The sequence below is a fragment of the Caldicellulosiruptoraceae bacterium PP1 genome, from assembly GCA_041320695.1.
Classification (GTDB): Bacteria; Bacillota; Thermoanaerobacteria; order Caldicellulosiruptorales; family Caldicellulosiruptoraceae; genus JBGGOQ01.
Map to the genome: position 1 here is coordinate 245,152 of JBGGOQ010000002.1, position 20,882 is coordinate 266,033.

Here is a 20,882-nt window from a genome sequence, read left to right on the forward strand (position 1 = left end):
TAAAAGTTATTTTTATACTATAATATTAAGTGGGTGATAATATGAAATACAAAGATAAATCTTTACCTTATGAAGTAAGAGTAAAAGATTTGTTATCAGTAATGACAATTGATGAAAAAGTAGCTCAGTTATCTGGTACAAATCTTAGTGATATATTTACAGATATATCTAATTTTACAGTATCAAAAGAAAAAATGAAAGAAACTATTCCATATGGCTGTGGATATATAGGAAGAATTGGTGGAGCAACTGATTTAAAACCAGAGGAGATAGCAAATATTACTAATAAAATACAGGAATATTTTATTAATGAGACAAGATTAGGTATTCCAGTTATTTTTCTTACAGAAGCAACCACTGGAGTTCTTAGTCGGAATCATACTCTTTTTCCACAAAATATTGGTCTTGGAGCAATGTTTAATGATAATTTGATTTATAAAATGGGCGATGCTATTAGGAAAGAAATGATTTCAACGGGTGAAAGATTGGCATTAGCTCCAGTGGTTGATGTAGTAAGAGACCATAGATATGGTAGATATGAAGAGTCTTTTGGAGAAGATGTATATTTAACATCAAGATATGCCATTGAATTTGTACGAGGTTTACAATCTGATGACCTTACAAATGGAGTTGCTGCAACTTTAAAACATTACGCTGCACAGGGAATAAGTGATGGTGGTAGGAATTGTGCACCTATTCATATAATAGAAAATGAGATGTTAAATCAATATATTTTGCCTTTTGAGGCAGCAATTCAAGATGCTGATGCACAATGTGTTATGGCTGCATATCATGAATATGATGGTATGCCTTGTCACGCAAATAGTCGATTGTTAAAGGGTATACTTAGAGAACTATTGAAATTTAACGGCATACTTATGTCAGATGGTGGAGGTATTCAACTTATAAAGCACTATCATGAATATTGCAAAGAGGAAGAAGATACTGCCATATTAGCTATGAATGCCGGTATAGACATGGAACTTGATTTTATTTTTAAAAAATATCTAAAACAATTAATACTATCAAATAAAATTTCTACTAATTTGTTAGATAAAGCTGTTGAAAGAATTTTATTATTAAAATTCAAGTTAGGATTATTTGATAATCCATATGTTGATGTAAAGAAAACAAAAAGTTATGTATTTTCTGATAAAAATAAAGCAATCACTAAGGAGATGGCTCAGCAATCGATTGTTTTATTAAAAAATAGTAATAATATTTTACCTTTATCTAAAAATATAAAAAATATTGCTGTAATTGGACCTTTAGCAAACAAAAAAGAATTTGCATATGGTGACTATTCATATCCAACTCATTTTGAAGAGATGTTTTATACTTCTGAAGGGCTAAGTGAAGAAGAAGTGCTTGCAAGAAGCCTTTTCTTTAAGCGGGCTGGAACTAAATATGAAGACTTATTTCATAATACACAAACAATATATCAAGCAATAAAGGAAAAAGTACATCCCGATACTATAGTATCATTTGCAGAAGGATTAAAAGATACATTTAATTATAATAATGATGCTGATTTTTGTAAATTTGATGAAGCTATTGAAGCTGCAAAAAAAGCTGACGTAATTATTGCTGTATGTGGTGATACAAGCGGAATGGGATATGAAAATGACAGTGGAGAATCTGTTGATAGAGTTGAGATTACATTATCTAAGGAACAAAGAGAATTATTAAAAAGACTTTATGAGACACAAAAACCTATAATTTTGGTTTTGTGTAATGCAAGACCGCTTGAACTATCATTTGAAAGTCAATATATGGCAGCAATTATTGAGGCATTTAAACCAGGATATAAGGGTGCCGAAGCAATAGCAGATGTTATTTTTGGAGATTATAATCCTGCTGGTAGATTACCTGTAACAATCCCTAAACATATTGGGCAGTTACCTATTTATTATTCTCAACATATAACAGGGAAAAAGCAATTTTGGAGAAATAAATATCTTGAAATGGATTTAGAGCCGTTATATCCATTTGGATATGGACTTAGTTACACAAAATTTTCATATGAAGATATTAGTTTTGAGTTATCAAATGATAGTATAAAAGTATATGCAACTATTCATAATACTGGTGATTATGATGGTGAAGAAGTAGTACAAATTTATGTAAGGAAAAAATATACATCAATTATTCAACCTGAAAAAGAGTTGAAAGCATTTAAAAGAGTATTTATAAAAAAATCTCAAAAAATAAAAATTGAATTTGATGTTTTTTTAGATTCATTAGCATACTATAATAAAAATAATGATTTAATAATAGAAAATTGTGTTTTAGATGTTATGATAGGTTCATCATCAAAAGATATAAAAGCTTCAAAATCTTTTGATTTAATATTTGAAAATGGATTAAAAAAGGTTGAAAAAAGACTGTTTAACAACTTTGCGAAAGTATATAACCTTTAAGAATATTTATAAAAAAATCTAAATGAAATTTATAAAAATACAAGGGTGTCCAATATAAGATTTACTTTTTAAGATAATAAAATCTAAATCTTTGTTTTGGTCACCCTCTGTTTTTTTATTAATAATTAAAAACAATATATACTAAATTTGGATATTCAAAAATTATTTAATATTATCTTTATATTTAATAAAAAGAATTGTTGAAGCTAAAAAAACTATAAACATATTAAATGTTAAAAAAGCCATCATATAATTCATACCATAATTATCAATAATCTTTCCTACTATTGCTGAGATTATACTACTACCAATACCTCCAGATGAGATAATAATACCATTTAGAAAGTTAGAATTTTTTGTAACAACAGTAGCATTAGACATATTTGATGGGAAAATACCTGAAAAAAATAAACCTAATAAAATAATAGATAAAATTGAAAAAAACATTGATTTTGATATCAACAATAAAAACAGTGAAATAAGTGAACCAGTTGATAAAATAAGCATTAATCTATACCCTGAAAATCCTACCTTTAGAGCATAAGTACAAATAATTCTACCAATTATTATACTGCCCCATAGAACAGATAAAAATAATGTTGCTTTAGAAATATTTAAAAACTTATATTTAAACACCATATATTGTGCAAGCCAACCATTGACATTCATTTCGGTAGAAACATACAAGAATATAATAACAATATATAGTAAAAACTCAAAGTTTATTGCTTTTTTATAAGAAATATTTTCTTCTTTTTTATTAGGCTTTGAAAATGGAGCAAATAATAAGAAAAAGACCAATAATGAACTAAAAATAAATACACCAATAAGTGAATATCTCCAATTTCCATTTGTTATTGATAAAATAAAGGCAAAAAATAATGGACCAAATAAAGCTCCAAAGGCTGAGAATATATGAATGAAATTTACAATGCTTGCAGAATTGTCAGGAAAGTTATTTGCCTCAGAAGTTGAAAGATTTGTAATAGCAGCCCAGCCTATACCTATAACAAAAAAGCATAGGTATAACATAAAAAGGCTTTTAGCAAAAAATAAAAAGATAAATGGTGCAGAAAAACAAATACTTCCAAATATTATCATGCTTTTTCTTCCAACCCTGTCTGATGCAAAGCCAACAAAAATATTACCTAAAATATTTCCAATTGATTGAACTGTTAAAATAATTCCTGCTAAACTATAAGTTAATTTAAAATCCTTTAAAATATAAGGCATTAAAGATCCTAAAAAGAATATAATAATTCCATTAATAAAAAGAGAATAACTAAGCGAAAAAATAAGGTAATTTTTGCTATTTTTCATCATCTTATGCTCCTAGCAATTGTAATAACAATTACTATTATAACAGATATAATAAAATTTAAAAATTAGCAAGTATAAATTTTTATAAATTTACAAATTTCATTTTTATGCACAAAAAATATTGTTAATTACTAACAAAATTTTTTAAGTATATAAAATTTTATTATTTATAATATAGAAAACTTGAAAAAAATAATTTATAATATAAACTATGTGTCAATGTCAACATTTTAACAATGTAAAAATTTGTCGAAAAATATATTATTTACTTATTACTGGTTTTAAGGGGTGAAGACATGAAAGTTAGGTTTACAGAAACTGTCCTTAGAGATGCTCAGCAAAGTCTCATAGCAACAAGACTTCCATTTGAAGACTTTGAGGGCATTTTAGAAACAATGGATAAGGCAGGCTATTATTCTCTTGAATGTTGGGGTGGTGCAACATTCGACTCCTGTATTAGATATCTAAGTGAAGACCCTTGGGAAAGATTACGAAAGATTAAAAGTAAGGTAAAAAATACAAAACTTCAGATGCTTTTACGAGGTCAAAACCTTCTTGGATATAAACATTATCCAGATGATGTTGTAAGGCTTTTTATTAAAAAATCCATAGAAAATGGTATGGATATTATTAGAATTTTTGATGCTTTAAATGACCTCAGAAATATTCAAGTAGCTGTTGATGAAACACTCAAAAATGGTGCAGATGCCCAAGGAACAATAGTTTACACATTAAGCCCAATTCATAATCTTGAAAGCTATGTTAAAGTGGGTAAAGAACTTGAGAATATGGGTGTGACATCAATATGTATAAAAGATATGGCAGGTATTATGGGGCCAAAAGAGGCATATGACCTTATAAAAGCTCTAAAAGAAAATATAAAAGTACCAATTATACTTCATACTCATTCAACTACAGGTTTAGGAATTCTTACTTATCTTAAAGCAGTAGAAGCTGGAATTGATGGAATTGATACAGCTATTTCATCTTTTTCTGGTGGAACAAGTCAGCCAGCTACCGAAACATTAAACTATGCTTTAAAACAATTAGGATATGATACTGGGCTTAATGAAAAGACCTTAAAAGAAATAAATGATTTCTTTAAGCCAGTTAAAGATAAGTTTGTTAAAAATGGTACACTTAATCCTTTTGTTCTTGGAACTGATACTGATGCACTTGTTTATCAGGTTCCAGGCGGTATGCTTTCTAACCTAATTGCTCAATTAAAACAACAAAATGCTCTAAATAAGCTTGATGAGGTTTTAGCAGAGGTTCCAAAAGTTAGAGAAGATTTAGGCTACCCTCCGCTTGTAACACCAATGAGCCAGATGGTTGGAACACAAGCTGTTGCAAATGTACTTTCAGGTGAAAGATATAAGGTTGTTTTAAAAGAGGTAAAATCATATATTCGTGGAGAATATGGAAAGCCACCAGGGGAGATTAATAAGGAACTTGTAAAAAAGGTTTTAGGTGATGAAAAACCAATAACAATAAGGTTTGCAGATACATTAGATCCCATATTTGATAAAACAAAAGGTGAGATTAAAGATTTTGCAAAAACAGATGAAGATGTTTTATCCTATATTTTATTCCCTCAAATTGCTGAAGAATTCTTAAAGAATGGTAAACAACCTAAAAAGCAAAATACTGAAAGAAAGATTGAATACTCAATTCAAGGTGTTTAAACTTATAAAAAGAAGGTGATTTTTCATATGTCTATGGGGGAAAGATTTATTCTTGGTATTAATACAACAATAATTGGAATGTTAGTAGTTTTCATAGTGTTGGTATTTTTAAGCTATATAATTGGTTTTCAATCGAAGATTCTACAAAAATTAGTAAAAACTCAGGATAAAAAAGAAACAAATGATATTGATTTAAAAGTGGATTTTAATGAAGAATATGAAACTATTGAAAAAACAGGCTTTACATCAGGTGAAGCAACTGTTGTTGATGCAGATGATGAAACTGTTGCAGCAATTTTAGCTAGTGTTTCATTTGATGCAGATATTCCATTAAATGAATTAAAAATAAAATCTATTAAACCAATAATTGATAAGAACTAAGGGGGAGTTAATTATGAAATATATTGTAACTATAAATGGTAAAAAATATGAGGTTGAGGTTGAAAAGGTTTCTGGAAATGGTTCTTCAAAATCAGTTGAAAATAAAGTTAATATTTCAAGCTCAGATTTCAATGGAAAGATAAACATTACTGCACCATTACCAGGTAAAATACTAAATGTAAATATTTCTGAGGGGCAAAAAGTTAAAAAAGGAGATGTCCTATTTATACTTGAAGCTATGAAAATGGAAAATGAAGTTATGGCACCTCAAGATGGAGTTGTAGCAAAGGTTTTAGTTTCTAAAGGAGCTCAGGTAAATAGTGGTGACTTACTTGCTAGCCTAAATTAAGGCAATTTTTATTTGGAGGGATTGACTAATGTCTTTCTGGCAGATGATAACAAAGGCTTTTGTTGATATTATAAATACTTCAGGATTTATGAAATTGTCTATTGGACAAGCTATAATGCTTGCTATTGCGTGTGTTTTGATGTACTTAGCAATAGGTAAAAAATTTGAACCATTACTACTTTTACCTATTGCGTTTGGTATGCTTCTTGCTAATCTACCTTTAGGTGGGCTATCTAGCCATGAAAAAGGTGGACTTGTTTACTATTTATATCAAGGTGTTAAACTTGGGATATATCCACCACTTATATTCTTAGGTGTTGGGGCTATGACTGACTTTGGGCCACTAATCGCAAGACCATCAAGCTTATTCTTAGGAGCTGCGGCTCAGTTTGGTATATATTTTGCATTTACAGTTGCTTTACTTTTGGGGTTTGGACCAAAAGAAGCAGCTTCAATAGGTATAATTGGGGGAGCTGATGGACCTACAGCAATTTTCTTAACAACTAAACTTGCACCTCATCTTTTAGGTGCAATAGCTATTGCAGCTTACTCATATATGGCATTAATACCATTAATTCAGCCACCTATTATGAAACTTTTAACCACCAAAGAGGAACGAATGGTTAAGATGGAGCAATTAAGAGAGGTTTCAAAGGTAGAAAAAATAGTATTCCCAATACTTGTTACAATACTTGTTTCTCTATTATTACCATCTGTTGCACCACTAATTGGTATGCTTATGCTTGGCAATCTTTTTAGAGAATGTGGTGTTGTTGAAAGGTTATCAGATACCGCTCAAAATGCTTTGATTAATATTATTACTATATTCTTAGGTTTATCGGTTGGTGCTACAGCAAGTGCAGAAAACTTCTTAAGGCCAGAAACAATAAAAATTACAATTCTTGGTTTATTAGCATTTATATTTAGTACTTTTGGTGGGGTAGTATTTGGTAAGATTATGTATAAGGTAACTGGAGGCAAAGTTAATCCGCTAATTGGTTCTGCAGGTGTTTCTGCTGTTCCTATGGCTGCAAGAGTAAGTCAGGTTGTTGGCCAAAAAGAAAACCCAGCAAACTTTTTATTAATGCATGCTATGGGACCAAATGTCGCAGGTGTAATAGGTTCTGCAGTTGCTGCAGGTGTTCTTTTGACACTGTTTAAATAAAATTACTTTCAAAATAAGAATATATATGGTATAATTTATTGAAAAGGCTGCTATGGAGTAAACAATATTTCTTAGCAGCCTTTTTAATTTCATTATAAAGGAGTAAGGGAATAATGACAAAATGGTTCAGCAGCCCGTTAATTTCTAGATTTACTGCTGAATTTTTAGATAGAAAAATAGAAAAGGATTTTGAAAAAAGAGAGATAGAACATATAAAAAAATATAGTTCTTTTAGTGTGCTTATCTATGGCTTAATATACTTTATCTTTATTATAACTGATTATATTCTTCGTGTTGATTTATTAGAATTCTTAATGTTAGCAATCAATAGATTTTTCATTCTAATAATCTCAATTATTTTATTTAACATAATTAAAAAGTTGAATGATTATACCTTATATACTAAACTAATCAATATTTATCTTATTATAGCATTTGTACTGTTTGATTTAGCATATTGTACATATAAAGAAAAAACATTTCTTATACAAACATTAGGTGCAATACTTGTAATAATGGCAGTTTTCACATTGCCAAATAAGTTTATAAACTCATTCTTACTTGCATCAACTTTTTCAGTATCCTATTTATTAGTATCTCGATTTTTTTCAAAACCTTTTGAATTATACAATTATATTGCAGCAACTGTTTATATTCTTATGTTTAACATAGTAGGAAGTATTATTTCATATAAATCAAACAGAGTATCTAGGCTCAACTTTTATTCAAATCTTCAGCTATTTAAAACTTCCATTACCGATCCTCTGACATCTATATACAATAGGCTTAGGCTTGATGATGAAATAAGGAAGCATTTAAAATTAGCAAAAGAAAAAAAAGAAAAACTTTCAATAATCCTTTTTGATATTGATAATTTTAAATACGTAAATGATAACTATGGTCACTTAACTGGCGATAGAGTATTAGTTTCGTTAACAAACGTTGTAAAAAGGTGTATTTCCCCTAACCATATTTTTGCAAGATGGGGAGGGGACGAATTTGCAATTCTATTAATAGATGTTGATAAAAATGAAGCTATTGAAATTGCAAAAAAAATAAGTCATGAAACTGAAAGAGTTCTAAAAATGATAAACAAAGATATCTCTTGCAGCTTTGGTGTTGCGGTTTACCATGAAGAAGATGATATAAATACTTTTATCAAAAGGGCAGACGATTTATTATATAAAGCAAAGCAAAAAGGGAAAAACATGGTATGCTGGTAACTTAAAATAATTTATGTAATAAATAATATAATGCTGGGATAAATATTGCAGGTAGGAGATTTCCTACCTTTATTTTTTTTATTTCTAAAAGATTTATACCAATAGCAAATATCAAAACAGAGCCTACAAGCGAGGTTTGTGATATAACCTCTGGTGTAAATACTGGTTTTAAAAAGCTTGCAAGTAATGTAATACTTCCTTGATAAATAAATACTGCAATAGAAGAAAAACCAACTCCAATTCCTAATGTTGATGTAAAAATAATTGCAGTAACACCATCAAGTATAGATTTTGCGAAAAGGGTTGAGGGATTACCCAAAAGTCCATCTTCAAGTGAACCAACAATTGCCATTGCACCAACGCAATATACTAAACTAGCTGTTACAAAGCCTTCAACAAAGGTATTGTTTTGTCCTTTGAACTTATTTTGTAGCTTTGAACCAAGATTATTAAGCCTTCTTTCTATATCAATAATTTCACCTAATAAACCACCTATTACAAGACTAAAAATCATAAGCATTATATTCTGCCTATCTAATGTTTTATTATCTAAGATTTTATAAATTCCCTGAAGTGTTCCTGAAATACCAATGAAAATTACAGATAAACCAATAGCTTGCATTATAGTACTTTTATATTTCTCAGGTAATGCATTTTTAAAAAAAAGCCCTAATATAGTTCCTAATATAACCGCAAAAGTATTTACTATTGTTCCTAAACCTATCATCTTTTATCCTCCGTTAAAAAACTTTAATATAAATTATAGCAGAAATATTTACTTTGGGGTAAAATAGAAGAAAAAAATTTATATAAGGAGTGACTATTATATGATTTATGAATATAAAACAAAAGGTATATGTGCTTCAAGAATTATTTTTGAGTTAGATAATAATAAATTACATAATGTTCAGTTCATTGATGGTTGCACTGGTAACTTACAAGGCTTATCCAATTTATTAGAGGGAATGGAGGTTTCGGAGGTTATAAAAAGATTAAAAGGGATTAAATGTCAAGGAAACACTTCATGCCCAGATCAGCTTACAAAAGCTTTAGAAGAGGTAATAAATGAGATTAATATTAATGGAAAATAAATATTTTTGGGTATTATAATTTTATAAACATTTATTAGGAAGTGAAAATTTATATGCAAAAAAGAAGATTTGGTAAAACAAATTTTGAAGTATCAGCACTTGGATTTGGTGGGTTTCATTTATTGGAGATTCCCCAATCAGAAGTATCATATCTTTTAAATTCTTACTTAGATCAAGGTGGCAACTATATAGAAACTGCTGCTTCTTATGGAAATGGGGAGTCAGAAAAAAAGATTGGAAATGCAGTAGCACATCGTAGAAGTGAATTCTTTTTAACAACAAAATCTGGGCAAAGGGATAAACTGTCTTTTGAAAAGGAATTAAATGAGAGCTTAAAAAACCTAAAAACAGAATATGTTGACCTAATAATATATCACGCTGTTGCGACAGAAGAGGACCTTGAAATGATTTTTGCTACAAATGGAGCACATGAAGCTGCTATTAAGGCACAGAAAGAAGGAAAAGTAAAATATATTGGTATATCAATGCATGGACATCCATTTACCTTACTAAAAGCACTTGATATATATTCATTTGATGCTGTAATGGCAGTATTTAATTATTATGACAGATTTAATTTTCCTTCATTAGAAAATGAATTATTACCTAAGGCTATAAAAAATGATGTAGGTATTATTGCAATGAAGCCATTTGCAGATGGATATCTTTATAGGAGTATTGAAAAAGCATTAAGGTATACCTTATCATTACCAGTTTCGGTGGTTGTTGCTGGTATCAATTCTCGTGAAATGCTGAAAACTGATATAAATATTGTAAATAACTTTGTTCCAATGACTGCTGAGGAGAAAAATGGTTTATTTTCTACTGCTAAAGAGCTTTCAAATTATGTATGTAGACAGTGTAATTTATGCATGCCATGCCCACAAGGAATTAACATACCATATTTGTTTGAGCTTGAAGGTTATTATGATAGACAGATGTTTAGAGGAAAACCAAATGATACAGCTGAATACAATATTTCAGAAAGATTAAAATTTTGGTTTGGCAATCAAGGACTTGCGTCAAAACTTTATTCAAAAGTAACAAAAAAGGCAAGAGATTGTAATCAATGTGGTGAATGCCAACCAAGATGTCCTTATGGTATTGATATAATAAACAAACTAAGGCTAGTTGATTATAAGCTTGGTGAGGCAGGGATATTTTAGCAAATGAGCCAATGGGGACGGTTCTTTCTGGCTCACATTCTGGGAGAATTTGCAACAAAAAGAACTAAAATACTCCATCAAAAGTACAAGAAATTTGCTTTAATAATGTTATGCTTGAATTTAAAGAATTATATCAATGCAAAAAAATATTTATGATGAATTTTATTAAAAAAATAAATGTTGGGGTATTAATCCCAACATTTATTTTAAACTAATTTTTACATATTCTCCTCCTGAGTCTTTTGAATAAGTTCAGATATATAGCTTTCAAGATGAGGAGGTAGCCCAAGTATCTTTACATCCATAAAGCCCTGCATTATAAGTGATATAGCCTCATCTTTGGTAAGGCCTCGGGACATTAGGTATTCTACCTCTTCTTGAGCAATTGGACCAATTGCTGCTTCATGTGATAGATGGCTATTTATAGCACCATCTGAGATAAGCTCTGGGACTGTATACATATAGCCTTTATCTGTTAATAATATCCCTCGGCAATCAAGGTGAGCCTTACTTTCATTTATCCTTGCCTCAAGTGTTCCCCTTGTATACATTTTGCATGTATCTTTTACAATTGCACGAGAAATTGATTGCCCTGCTGAATTTTCACCTTCAAGTATGATATGTGAGCCCATATCAATATTTGAATTATCAAGCCCATATAATAAAGAATTAAATGAAGCCTTTGAATTTTTGCCTTTTAGTATAGCAACAGGGTTTGATTGGATTGATTTTACTGGCTTTAATAAAACATAGTTACTAATAAATGTTGCGTTGTCTTCTACAATTGTAACACCCCTTGGACGAACATGAAAATCCTCAGCCCAGTTGTGAACCATTGTAAATGTAAGTTTTCCACCCTTTTCAATATAGAATTCTGAAATTCCAATATGAAGCCCTTCTTTTACTTTTGGAGCTGTTGCACAGCCATTTATTATTTGAACCTCTGCACCTTCTTCAACAATAACTATATTATGAACATTTTGAATCTTTGCATTCTCTTGAAGCAATAAACAAGCCTGCACTGGCTTTTCTATCTTTTGATTTTTAAATACCCTTATAAAATACCCATGAAATTGATTAAGCTGAGAATATGCTGTATACTTGTCTTTATCTACATTAACTGCCTTCCAGAAATATTTTTCTTTGATTTCTGGATAAAGTTCTAATGCCTCGTTAATATCTAATATCTCAAGCTGATTATTGTATCTTGACTGAAGCCTTTTATAAACAACCGAGTGGTCAACCTGAACAAAAGAACCTACCCTTGATTGCTCTGTTACATCAATTCCAGCATTTAAAATGGTTTTTTGAATTTCTTCGGGTAGACTATTTAACTTATCAATTTCGCTTTGTTCTTGAGCTAATGTATACTTATTTAAATCTATATCAAGCCCAAAGGGTGACTTTTTATCAATAGCCTTTTTTGCAAGTTCATTCAATTCTGAAAGATTTACAGACAAGCTTCACACCTCCCAAAGCCATTAAGCCTAATTTCTTCAAACATATCTTTTGCAGAACCACTGCAAACAATCTTTCCATTCATTAAGATATGGCCTTTGTCAGCAGATACATAATCTAAAATATACCCTGTATGTGTTACAATAAGTCCTGATGTTTTTCTATATTTAATTTTTTCACCTTTTAAAAGTTTATTTATCATTTCCCCAATTAGAGAAATGTTATCTAAATCAACACCTGATTCTGGCTCGTCTAGCAAAACCAAGTTTGGCCTTTGTGATAAAAGCTGTAAAAGCTCTGATCTTTTTAACTCACCACCAGAGAAGCCATAATTAACTTCTCTTTCTAAATGATCAAGTAGATTTAATTTTTGAGCATTTTCATCAATATCTTGATTTGTGTTTCTGATAGAGCTAATTATTGAGGCTATTTTAGAAAGTTTAACTCCACGTATTGCTGGTGGTTTTTGATACATAATTCCAATTCCAAGCTTAGCCCTTTCATATGAAGGCATGTCTGTAATATCAACATTATTAAATAGAATCTTACCACTTGTAACCTTATATCTTGATAGCCCCATAATACTCATCATTAAAGTTGTTTTTCCACTTCCATTTGGACCTAATAAAAGATGAGTTTCACCATCAGGAATTGTAAGGTCAATTCCTTTTAATATCTCTCTTCCATCTACTTCAACATGCAAATCCTTAATTTCAAGCATAAAAACATCATCATCCTTTCATAAAACTTATGATTAATTTTAGCAATCATTATATTTATGACATGAGCCGGTAATTTTAACGCATTCTGTTTTATTTGAACCACAATTTGGGCAAACATTATCATTATTTTTTTCAAATTCAAAGCCACACTCTTTACACCTAACAAGACATGAGCCTATATTATAAAAGCCACCTTCAATCTTTATAGAATAACCAAAAACAAAAGCTTGGGCTATTTTTTTACGAGCACTATCTAAGATATTTTGAAATGTTTGGCGTGATACCTCCATTTTTTTGGCACATTCTTCTTGATCTAAATCAAGTAAGTCTTTGAGCCTTATTGCTTCAAATTCCTCCACCTTTAAAAGAATTTCTTCTCGATTTTTATTACCATCAGGAAGAAAATATTTAACAATAGGTAAAAACTCAATTTTCCTGCATTTTATCTGCCTTGCCATTAAATCACCTTTCATATTGGCATATGCCATATTGTCTATTATATATTACCACAAAAACAAAAAAAGTAAACACCAAAAATGTATTTATATTATAAAAAAAATGGTAATATATTATTGAGAGATTTAATAAAGGAGTTGTGGGATAATGAAGATGATAGTAGCTATTTTAAATGATGCTGATAAAAATAAAGTAGATATGGCATTGATAGAAGGTGGATTCTCAGTTACTATGATGTCATCAACAGGTGGATTTTTAAACAGAGGAACAACTACACTTCTTCTTGGTGTAGAAGATGATAGGGTAGATGAAGCAATAGAGATTATAAAAAATAATGTAAGCAAAAGAAAAGAGATACCTCATAAAAATCTTCCAACAGTGGCTCAAGAGGTTGTTACAAAAAAGAAAGGCAAAGTTGAACAAGGCGGAGTTGTTTTATTTGTTTTAAATGTTCAGGATATTCAAAAATTTTAAAAATGGTAGTATAATACCCTTTGGGGGTATAATATAATACGAGGTGATAATTTATGATTTACGATTGTGCGGTTATAGGCTCTGGTCCAGCAGGTTTATCTGCTGCAATAAATCTTGCAAATACTAATAGAAAGGTTATTGTATTTACAACAGGTGAAGATGCTTCTGCAATATACAAAGCACCAGAAGTTCATAACTATTTAGGTTTTCCAGGTATTAATGGGAAAGAGTTGATAAAGAATTTTTTAGAGCATGCTAATAAAATGCAAATAGAAATAGTTAAAAGCAAAGTTATAAACTTTTATAAATCAGAAGATATTTTCACCATTAATGCAAATAATAATTTTTACGAGGCATATTCTGTTATATTAGCAATTGGTATGCCTAAAAAAACATTACTACAAAATGAAGCAGAATTTGTAGGCAGAGGTGTAAGCTATTGTGCAGTATGTGATGGAATGCTTTATAGGGGAAAAACTATTGCAGTAATTGGTGAATCTGTTGAAGCAGAAGAAGAGGCTGAATATTTATCAGAGCTTGCTCAAAAGGTTTACTATGTGCCACTTTATAAAAAGGAAAGCTTTCATTTCAAAGAAAATGTTGAAATAATAAATTCAAGGCCCAAAACTGTTTTGGGAGAAGATTTAGTATCAAGCCTCGAACTTGAAGGTAAAAAAGTTGACGTTTCAGGTATCTTTATTATAAGAAAAGCTATGCCAGCTGACCAACTAATATATGGCCTTGAATTTACTGATGATGGGCATATTAAAGTTGATAAAAATATGCAGACTTCGATCGAAGGGCTTTTTGCTTGTGGGGACTGTGTAGGTAAGCCTTATCAGGTTGCAAAAGCAGTAGGAGAAGGCCTTGTTGCCGGTCTTGCAGCCTCAACCTATGCAAAAGGTATAAAAGAAAAGGCTAAGTGATTAAAATCACTTAGCCTTTATTAAAATCTGCAACTTCCTCCACAACAACCAGAGGAACATGAGGATGAGCTGTCTGAACTTCTTGATGATATTATATTTACACTTTTAAATACTGCCTCAAGCTTTGTTTCTCCACATTCTGGACACTTTATCTCATTATTTTCTCTTTCTTTTATACTTGCTTTTATATTAAATTCATTTCCACAATTTGAACACCTTAAATCATAATATGGCATATCAATACCCCCATATAAATAGAATATTATTATAGTATTATTATATTAAAAACATCCTTTTAAGTCAATATACTATACGGGGGTATACCAATAAAAATTATAAAAATAATAAAAAATTATTGTAATAAAAAATTATATAAATAAATATATATTTATTGACAAGTCCATTTAAAGTTTAGGAGGAAATACATAGATGGATGTTGATATCTATAAAGATATAGCTAAGAGAACAAATGGAGATATTTATGTAGGGGTTGTAGGGCCAGTAAGAACTGGAAAATCAACTTTTATCAAAAGATTTATGGACCTTTTTGTAGTTCCTAATATTGATGATTATTATAAACGAGAAAGAACAAAGGATGAACTTCCACAAAGTGCTGCAGGAAAAACCATAATGACAACAGAACCAAAATTTGTTCCTAATGAAGCTGTTGAGATAACACTTTCTGAAAATGCAAAGATGAATGTAAGACTTGTTGACTGCGTTGGATATCTTGTTGATGGAGCTTTAGGGCATCTTGAAAACAATATGCCACGAATGGTTTCTACTCCTTGGTTTTCTGAGCCTATTCCATTTGAAGAAGCTGCAGAACTTGGAACAAAAAAGGTTATACAAGACCATTCAACAATTGGTATAGTTGTAACAACTGATGGGACAATAACTGAAATTCCACGTGAAAACTATATTAAAGCTGAAGAAAGAGTAATAGATGAGCTAAAAAAACTCAATAAGCCTTTTATCATTGTTTTAAATACCATAAAACCATATTCACCTGATACACAGGAACTTAAAAATCAATTAGAAGAAAAATATATGACACCAGTTATTGTAGTAAACTGCCTTCAAATGCAGATTGAGGACATAAAAAAGATACTCGAAGGCATACTTTTTGAATTCCCAGTAGTTGAGGTAAAAATTAATATTCCAAAATGGTTTGCAGAGCTTGATAATAATTCTTGGCTTAAGAATAATATTTATAGAAAACTTAAAGAATATGCAGATAAGGTTGATAAAATAAGGCATATTAAAGAAACTATTGATATATTTAAAGAAGATGAGAATATCTCAAGATGTGATATTAAAACTATATCTCTTGGTGATGGTAAAAGCGAAATTGAAATAAGCTTTAAAGAAGGTTTATTATTTAAGATTATTGAAGAATATACTGGATTTGATATTAAAGGAGACCATCATCTTGTAAAACTAATGATGCATCTTGCACATGTTAAAAAAGAGTTTGATAAACTTCAAATTGCCTTAGAAGAAGCAAAAGAGAGGGGATATGGAATAGTTGCACCATCGTTAGATGAGCTTACTTTAGAAGTACCTGAAATAGTTAAAAGAGGAAATAGTTTTGGTGTAAAACTTAAAGCATCAGCACCATCACTTCATATAATAAAGGTTGAGGTTGAAACAGAGGTTTCACCAATTGTTGGAACAGAAAAACAAAGTGAAGAGTTAGTAAACTTCTTAATGAAAGAGTTTGAAGATGACCCAAAAAAGATTTGGGAATCCAATATATTTGGTAAGTCATTACATGAACTTGTAAAAGAAGGCTTACAGAATAAGTTATATAGAATGCCTGATGATGCACAAGCAAAGCTTAAAGAGACACTTCAAAAAATAATAAATGAAGGTAGCGGTGGTCTTATATGTATAATACTATAAAATAAAATAAGAAAAGAGGACCGAAAAAGTCCTCTTTTTTAGTCTGCAAGATAAAATATACCTGTTTTTAAATTTAGAGCAGCACCACATAAGGTTTTTTTATCATTTGTGTTAAGTGTCTTTGATAAGTGTAATATATCTATACCCTTATAATTTTCTAAATAGGTAAAGTTATTTTCAAGGCAGACAATTGATGACTTTTTTGTATTGCTTTTTAATATTTCTAATAAAATATCTTTTTCTTCATCTGGTAGTTCATCAAAAGGCTTATTTATAACTAAAAGCAGATATTTATTTTTATCAGTATAGCTTTTTAATACTTTAAGATAAGCTATATTATTAGTTATTGAACTTTTACTAATATCAAAATAAATAATATTTGCGTTCTCATAATATATAGGTTTATCTATTTGTTTTATATTATTATTTTTTAAATCATATAATGAAAAAGTACTTTTATAAAAATCTAAATGTTTTTCAATGATTTTCTCTTTTTCACTTTTATCTAAATGTGCCAATGAAAAAGGAAAGATAAAAATACTGTCCTTTGAATTATTTGCTGTTGAATGTAAATAAGGCACCTTTAGATCTTCTGTTTTAGGATAATTTAGAGTTACACCTTTCAAATTATCTAACCAAATATACCCATTCAACTTTGTTGGATTAACTTCAATTGATAATATTTTTGAGATATTGTCCACATTAAATGTTGTAGTGCTAAAATTTGTTGTAAGCTTGTTATTTATAGGTATCATTTTAGTATTTCCAGAAATGTCAATAGCTTTAATTTTAATATTACAGTTTGAGGCTGCAACATCTATTGATATATTTTTATAATTAGGTACATCTATTGGTTTTTTAAAGTTAAGATAAAATGTTTTCTTATTTAATTTAAAGTTGAAAATAACCTTATTTGAATATAAACCTTCAACCTTATTTACTTTTGACAAAAATAATGTTGTATTATCCGGTCTATAAAAAGCTAGAGTATCAAAGTTAAAAAGAGTTTTTTCTTTTACTCCAACACCAACAGGTAGATATCCCTTTAAATTCTTGTATGAAAACTCTAAAACACCCTGAAAACTATCAGTATTAACTTTTAATAAACCATTACCAAAAGAAAAATCATCAGTATAAGTTGATAGCAAAACTGTTTTAGAGTCAATTTCCTGTACGTGTCCAAATTTATCAGCAATATAAAATTTGAGCTGCTTTTCCTCTTGCTTATCAAAGTATATAGAAGAAGGAGATATCTTAATATATTCAGGTTTGAAAACTGAAACTTTCTTTTCCTGATATACAGAACCATAAACAGTTTGATAAACTGCATTTAAAGTAACTATACCACTTTTATATGGTGTAAAATTATATAAGCTTTCTACTTTATAAGTATCTTGATATACTGCAAGATTTACAACATCTAAAGGCAGAGGATTATTAAATTTATCAAAAGCATTTACTTTAATGCTATAATTTTCACCTTCAAAGAGAGGTGAATCAACATTAATTTTTAAATGATTAACTTTATCTTCTTTGTATTTATAGAATATTGCTAAAGCATCAAAAACATTTCTTGTTGGGCTTAAGTTATTATATTGTTTTAAATCTCCATTTTCTGAAATACCTATAAGCTGAGAAGAATAACCACCATCTAAGTTTATAGCATTATAGACCCCAATTGATTTAAGAAAAATGGCCAATTCTTCTTGAGTCATGCCAATACTTGAGTCATTTCTTCCATCAACCGATACAAGATAAAGCCAATTTTTGTCTATATCATATCCTACAGCACTTCTTGGGTGTCTTCCTGTAATTTCATGTGAGAATTTTTGTATGTTACCGTTCAAAATCAAAAAGGTGTTACCACTTGTTGCAGAAAATATCTCATCAAGTGGGATATTTAAGTCAATTTTTAGCTCTATTTTATCACCTATGTTAAAGTTTTTAATAAGGTTGTTAGCATAGTTATTTGTTGCAGCTAAATAAAAAGTATCCTTATCAATATTAATTGATGGCATATCTTTTCTTATATCAATAACTGTATTATCTTTTATGATAATCTCAACAATATTTTTGTATTTATTTCCTATTGTAGAATTAACATATTCTCCAGTAAAAAATATTGGATAGGTTAAATCTCCAGTAAATTTGTTTATATGAGCTATTTTAAATTGATAGTTATTTTGCAGATTAAAAAGAGATAAACCTAACAAATTTATTTGAGCAATGTTTACTGAGCCATTTTTGGCTATGTAGAAAGATGGAAATGTTTCTGATTTTGCATTTGGGCTAGATAAAATTTTCCCATTTTTTATACTAAGTCCTATTGGCCAAAGCCTATTATAATTTGTTTTAGTATTTGTATAAAAAAAGTTTGAATTAATACCTGCAATAGGGTTATTTGATATATTTTCTTTAAGCATATTAAGAACTGTGTTACCTGTATTTGCGGGATAATTTGAAACAGTATCTATATATATTCCTTTATCTTTTAGGTTTATTTTAAAACAGTGTATGTCAACATATCCTGCATCTGTTATTAGGCTATATTTTTCGTAATAAGTAGCTGGCCCAATTAATTCAGTATTTTTAAACCTGAAAAATTCATTAAAAGGTTGTGCAAAAACTGATTTAATATTTAATAAAAGCAAAAGTGATACTGAAAAAGTTAAAACTTTTTTTATTTTATCCATAGTAATCTACTCCTTTTTATCATACTGCCATATATCACGTTTTATTGCTCCAAAAACAAGATCCTTTGTAGCTGGGTGAAAGCTTGAAAGGCTTTTAATAAAATCCTTCATTTTTTGTCTGTTTGTTTTACCATTAGCAGGGCATGGATTAACAATTACAGGAAGATTTAATTTTTTAGCTGCTCCTCTTATTTCATGCTCTTTAACATATATCATAGGTCTTATATTTGTTATATCGGTTCTATCTAAATATGTCTTTGGGTCGAAACAATGAAGTCTACCTTCATAAAATAAACTTAAAAAGAATGTTTCCACAACGTCATCAAGATGATGACCAAGGGCAATCTTATTGCATCCAAGTTCTTTTGCAGTTGAATTTAATATACCTCTCCTTAAATTAGCACAAAGAGAGCAGGGGTTTGATTCTTTCCTAATATCAAACACAATTTCTTTAATTTGTGAAGGAATTACTTTGTATTCCACATTTATATTTTTACAAAATTCATAAATAGGTGAAAAATCGGCATTTTCAAACCCCATATCTACTGTTATTGCAATAACATCAAACTTTTTTGGATAAAATCGTCTTAGATAGCTTAATGCATAAAGAGTTGTAAGACTATCTTTACCTGCAGAAACGCCAACTGCTACAAAATCGTTATCATTTATCATATCAAAATCTTCAATTGCCTTTCTAACCTTACTAAATATATGCTGCATCTATTTAGCCTCCCAATTACAATGAATTTGATTTAAATTGTCAACATTAAGATTATATCATTTGATTCACTTCCAAGCCAATATAAAACATATTCCTGCAAGATTTTCAAATCCTCTTTTAAAGGGAAAATAAAATTTATAAAGTTTTTTAAAAATATATTAATGATATGATATTATTAAAATGAGGTGATTTTTTATGGGATACATAACAGGAAGAATTGGAGGATTGTTTTCAGGCTATAATATTCAAGCTTTTGTTGAAAATAATACAATAAGGGGCAGAGCCGGTGGAGTTTTAGATGGCAATGATATGCAGATTACTTTTAATAACGGTATAATTACAGGTAGATTTGGAGGATTAGTAAGTGGTCTTACTCCCAACTGTATATTGGAAGGAAACAGATTGCATGGGAGGATAGGCGGAGATATAGTCGGAAATGATATATTGCTTGATTTAATTGGTGATGAGATAAGGGGTAGATATGGTGGGGATATTATTGGTTTTGATTGTAATTTGAATTATTTTATTGATAGTGGCGAACTAAAAGGTAGACTCGGAGGAGATTTAATTGGTTTTGATGTAGATTTAAAAATTAGTGAAGTTAGTCCACTAATTGCCGCAATGATTGCATGTGTTGAATATGATATTTATAGAGAAAAACATGAGAATGAATATAGAAAATAAGAACATAATCACAACGATAATACTTGAATATTTAGAAATATAA

Annotated in this window: 20 protein-coding genes; 12 read left to right on the forward strand and 8 right to left on the reverse strand. The window is 29.6% G+C overall.

Annotated features, from left to right (window positions below; genetic code table 11):
• Nucleotides 1-41 precede the first annotated feature (41 nt).
• Nucleotides 42-2,420 carry a glycoside hydrolase family 3 N-terminal domain-containing protein gene (locus ACAG39_04720; GenBank protein MEZ0536544.1) on the forward strand — a complete coding sequence of 793 codons (2,379 nt, stop codon included), beginning with the start codon at nucleotides 42-44 and terminating at the stop codon, nucleotides 2,418-2,420.
• 162 nt (nucleotides 2,421-2,582) lie between these two features.
• Here ACAG39_04720 and ACAG39_04725 read toward each other — a convergent pair whose 3' ends face one another.
• On the reverse strand, nucleotides 2,583-3,740 hold the full coding sequence (locus ACAG39_04725; GenBank protein ID MEZ0536545.1) for a sugar MFS transporter: 1,158 nt from the start codon (nucleotides 3,738-3,740) through the stop codon (nucleotides 2,583-2,585).
• A gap of 296 nt (nucleotides 3,741-4,036) precedes the next feature.
• Between ACAG39_04725 and ACAG39_04730 the strand changes: the two genes are divergently transcribed.
• From ACAG39_04730 to ACAG39_04750, 5 genes are all read left to right on the forward strand, one after another.
• A complete protein-coding gene (locus tag ACAG39_04730; GenBank protein MEZ0536546.1) occupies nucleotides 4,037-5,425 on the forward strand; it encodes an oxaloacetate decarboxylase subunit alpha in 1,389 nt (462 codons plus the stop codon).
• Nucleotides 5,426-5,452: 27 nt separating this feature from the next.
• Nucleotides 5,453-5,806: an OadG family protein gene (locus ACAG39_04735; protein ID MEZ0536547.1), complete on the forward strand. Its 354-nt coding sequence runs from the start codon at nucleotides 5,453-5,455 to the stop codon at nucleotides 5,804-5,806.
• 13 nt (nucleotides 5,807-5,819) lie between these two features.
• A complete protein-coding gene (locus ACAG39_04740) occupies nucleotides 5,820-6,155 on the forward strand; it encodes a biotin/lipoyl-binding protein (protein ID MEZ0536548.1) in 336 nt (111 codons plus the stop codon).
• Nucleotides 6,156-6,183: 28 nt separating this feature from the next.
• Nucleotides 6,184-7,320 carry a sodium ion-translocating decarboxylase subunit beta gene (locus ACAG39_04745; GenBank protein MEZ0536549.1) on the forward strand — a complete coding sequence of 379 codons (1,137 nt, stop codon included), beginning with the start codon at nucleotides 6,184-6,186 and terminating at the stop codon, nucleotides 7,318-7,320.
• A gap of 113 nt (nucleotides 7,321-7,433) precedes the next feature.
• Nucleotides 7,434-8,543: a GGDEF domain-containing protein gene (locus ACAG39_04750; GenBank protein ID MEZ0536550.1), complete on the forward strand. Its 1,110-nt coding sequence runs from the start codon at nucleotides 7,434-7,436 to the stop codon at nucleotides 8,541-8,543.
• A gap of 1 nt (nucleotide 8,544) precedes the next feature.
• On the opposite strand, the gene ACAG39_04755 is transcribed toward ACAG39_04750, so the two are convergent.
• The gene (locus ACAG39_04755) at nucleotides 8,545-9,270 is read right to left on the reverse strand and encodes a DUF554 domain-containing protein (GenBank protein ID MEZ0536551.1); all 726 of its coding nucleotides are present in this window, start codon (nucleotides 9,268-9,270) and stop codon (nucleotides 8,545-8,547) included.
• Between the two features lie 100 nt (nucleotides 9,271-9,370).
• Here ACAG39_04755 and ACAG39_04760 point away from each other — a divergent pair, with 100 nt between their 5' ends.
• Nucleotides 9,371-9,634, forward strand: coding sequence for a TIGR03905 family TSCPD domain-containing protein (locus tag ACAG39_04760; protein ID MEZ0536552.1), 264 nt, complete (start codon nucleotides 9,371-9,373; stop codon nucleotides 9,632-9,634).
• A 53-nt stretch (nucleotides 9,635-9,687) separates the two neighbouring features.
• Entirely contained in the window at nucleotides 9,688-10,800 is a 1,113-nt protein-coding gene (locus tag ACAG39_04765) for an aldo/keto reductase (GenBank protein MEZ0536553.1), read from the forward strand.
• Between the two features lie 218 nt (nucleotides 10,801-11,018).
• On the opposite strand, the gene ACAG39_04770 is transcribed toward ACAG39_04765, so the two are convergent.
• The 3 genes from ACAG39_04770 to ACAG39_04780 are packed head-to-tail and all read right to left on the reverse strand — an operon-like array spanning nucleotide 11,019 to nucleotide 13,438.
• On the reverse strand, nucleotides 11,019-12,260 hold the full coding sequence (locus ACAG39_04770) for a SufD family Fe-S cluster assembly protein (protein MEZ0536554.1): 1,242 nt from the start codon (nucleotides 12,258-12,260) through the stop codon (nucleotides 11,019-11,021).
• The gene (locus ACAG39_04775) at nucleotides 12,251-12,979 is read right to left on the reverse strand and encodes an ABC transporter ATP-binding protein (GenBank protein MEZ0536555.1); all 729 of its coding nucleotides are present in this window, start codon (nucleotides 12,977-12,979) and stop codon (nucleotides 12,251-12,253) included. Before ACAG39_04775 ends, ACAG39_04770 begins: the two co-directional genes overlap by 10 nt.
• A gap of 39 nt (nucleotides 12,980-13,018) precedes the next feature.
• Nucleotides 13,019-13,438, reverse strand: coding sequence for a DUF134 domain-containing protein (locus tag ACAG39_04780; protein ID MEZ0536556.1), 420 nt, complete (start codon nucleotides 13,436-13,438; stop codon nucleotides 13,019-13,021).
• A 145-nt stretch (nucleotides 13,439-13,583) separates the two neighbouring features.
• Between ACAG39_04780 and ACAG39_04785 the strand changes: the two genes are divergently transcribed.
• Nucleotides 13,584-13,910, forward strand: coding sequence for a cyclic-di-AMP receptor (locus tag ACAG39_04785; protein ID MEZ0536557.1), 327 nt, complete (start codon nucleotides 13,584-13,586; stop codon nucleotides 13,908-13,910).
• A gap of 53 nt (nucleotides 13,911-13,963) precedes the next feature.
• Entirely contained in the window at nucleotides 13,964-14,836 is an 873-nt protein-coding gene (locus ACAG39_04790; protein ID MEZ0536558.1) for an NAD(P)/FAD-dependent oxidoreductase, read from the forward strand.
• Between the two features lie 20 nt (nucleotides 14,837-14,856).
• Here ACAG39_04790 and ACAG39_04795 read toward each other — a convergent pair whose 3' ends face one another.
• Complete coding sequence (locus ACAG39_04795) at nucleotides 14,857-15,072, reverse strand: zinc ribbon domain-containing protein (protein ID MEZ0536559.1); 216 nt, start codon at nucleotides 15,070-15,072, stop codon at nucleotides 14,857-14,859.
• Between the two features lie 193 nt (nucleotides 15,073-15,265).
• Between ACAG39_04795 and spoIVA the strand changes: the two genes are divergently transcribed.
• Nucleotides 15,266-16,741: a stage IV sporulation protein A gene (gene spoIVA / locus ACAG39_04800; GenBank protein ID MEZ0536560.1), complete on the forward strand. Its 1,476-nt coding sequence runs from the start codon at nucleotides 15,266-15,268 to the stop codon at nucleotides 16,739-16,741.
• A gap of 38 nt (nucleotides 16,742-16,779) precedes the next feature.
• Here spoIVA and ACAG39_04805 read toward each other — a convergent pair whose 3' ends face one another.
• Both ACAG39_04805 and ACAG39_04810 read right to left on the reverse strand, forming a co-directional pair.
• On the reverse strand, nucleotides 16,780-19,434 hold the full coding sequence (locus ACAG39_04805; GenBank protein MEZ0536561.1) for a phosphodiester glycosidase family protein: 2,655 nt from the start codon (nucleotides 19,432-19,434) through the stop codon (nucleotides 16,780-16,782).
• A 6-nt stretch (nucleotides 19,435-19,440) separates the two neighbouring features.
• Nucleotides 19,441-20,154 carry a tRNA 2-thiocytidine biosynthesis TtcA family protein gene (locus ACAG39_04810; GenBank protein ID MEZ0536562.1) on the reverse strand — a complete coding sequence of 238 codons (714 nt, stop codon included), beginning with the start codon at nucleotides 20,152-20,154 and terminating at the stop codon, nucleotides 19,441-19,443.
• A 196-nt stretch (nucleotides 20,155-20,350) separates the two neighbouring features.
• Here ACAG39_04810 and ACAG39_04815 point away from each other — a divergent pair, with 196 nt between their 5' ends.
• On the forward strand, nucleotides 20,351-20,839 hold the full coding sequence (locus ACAG39_04815; GenBank protein ID MEZ0536563.1) for a hypothetical protein: 489 nt from the start codon (nucleotides 20,351-20,353) through the stop codon (nucleotides 20,837-20,839).
• Nucleotides 20,840-20,882: the final 43 nt, after the last annotated feature.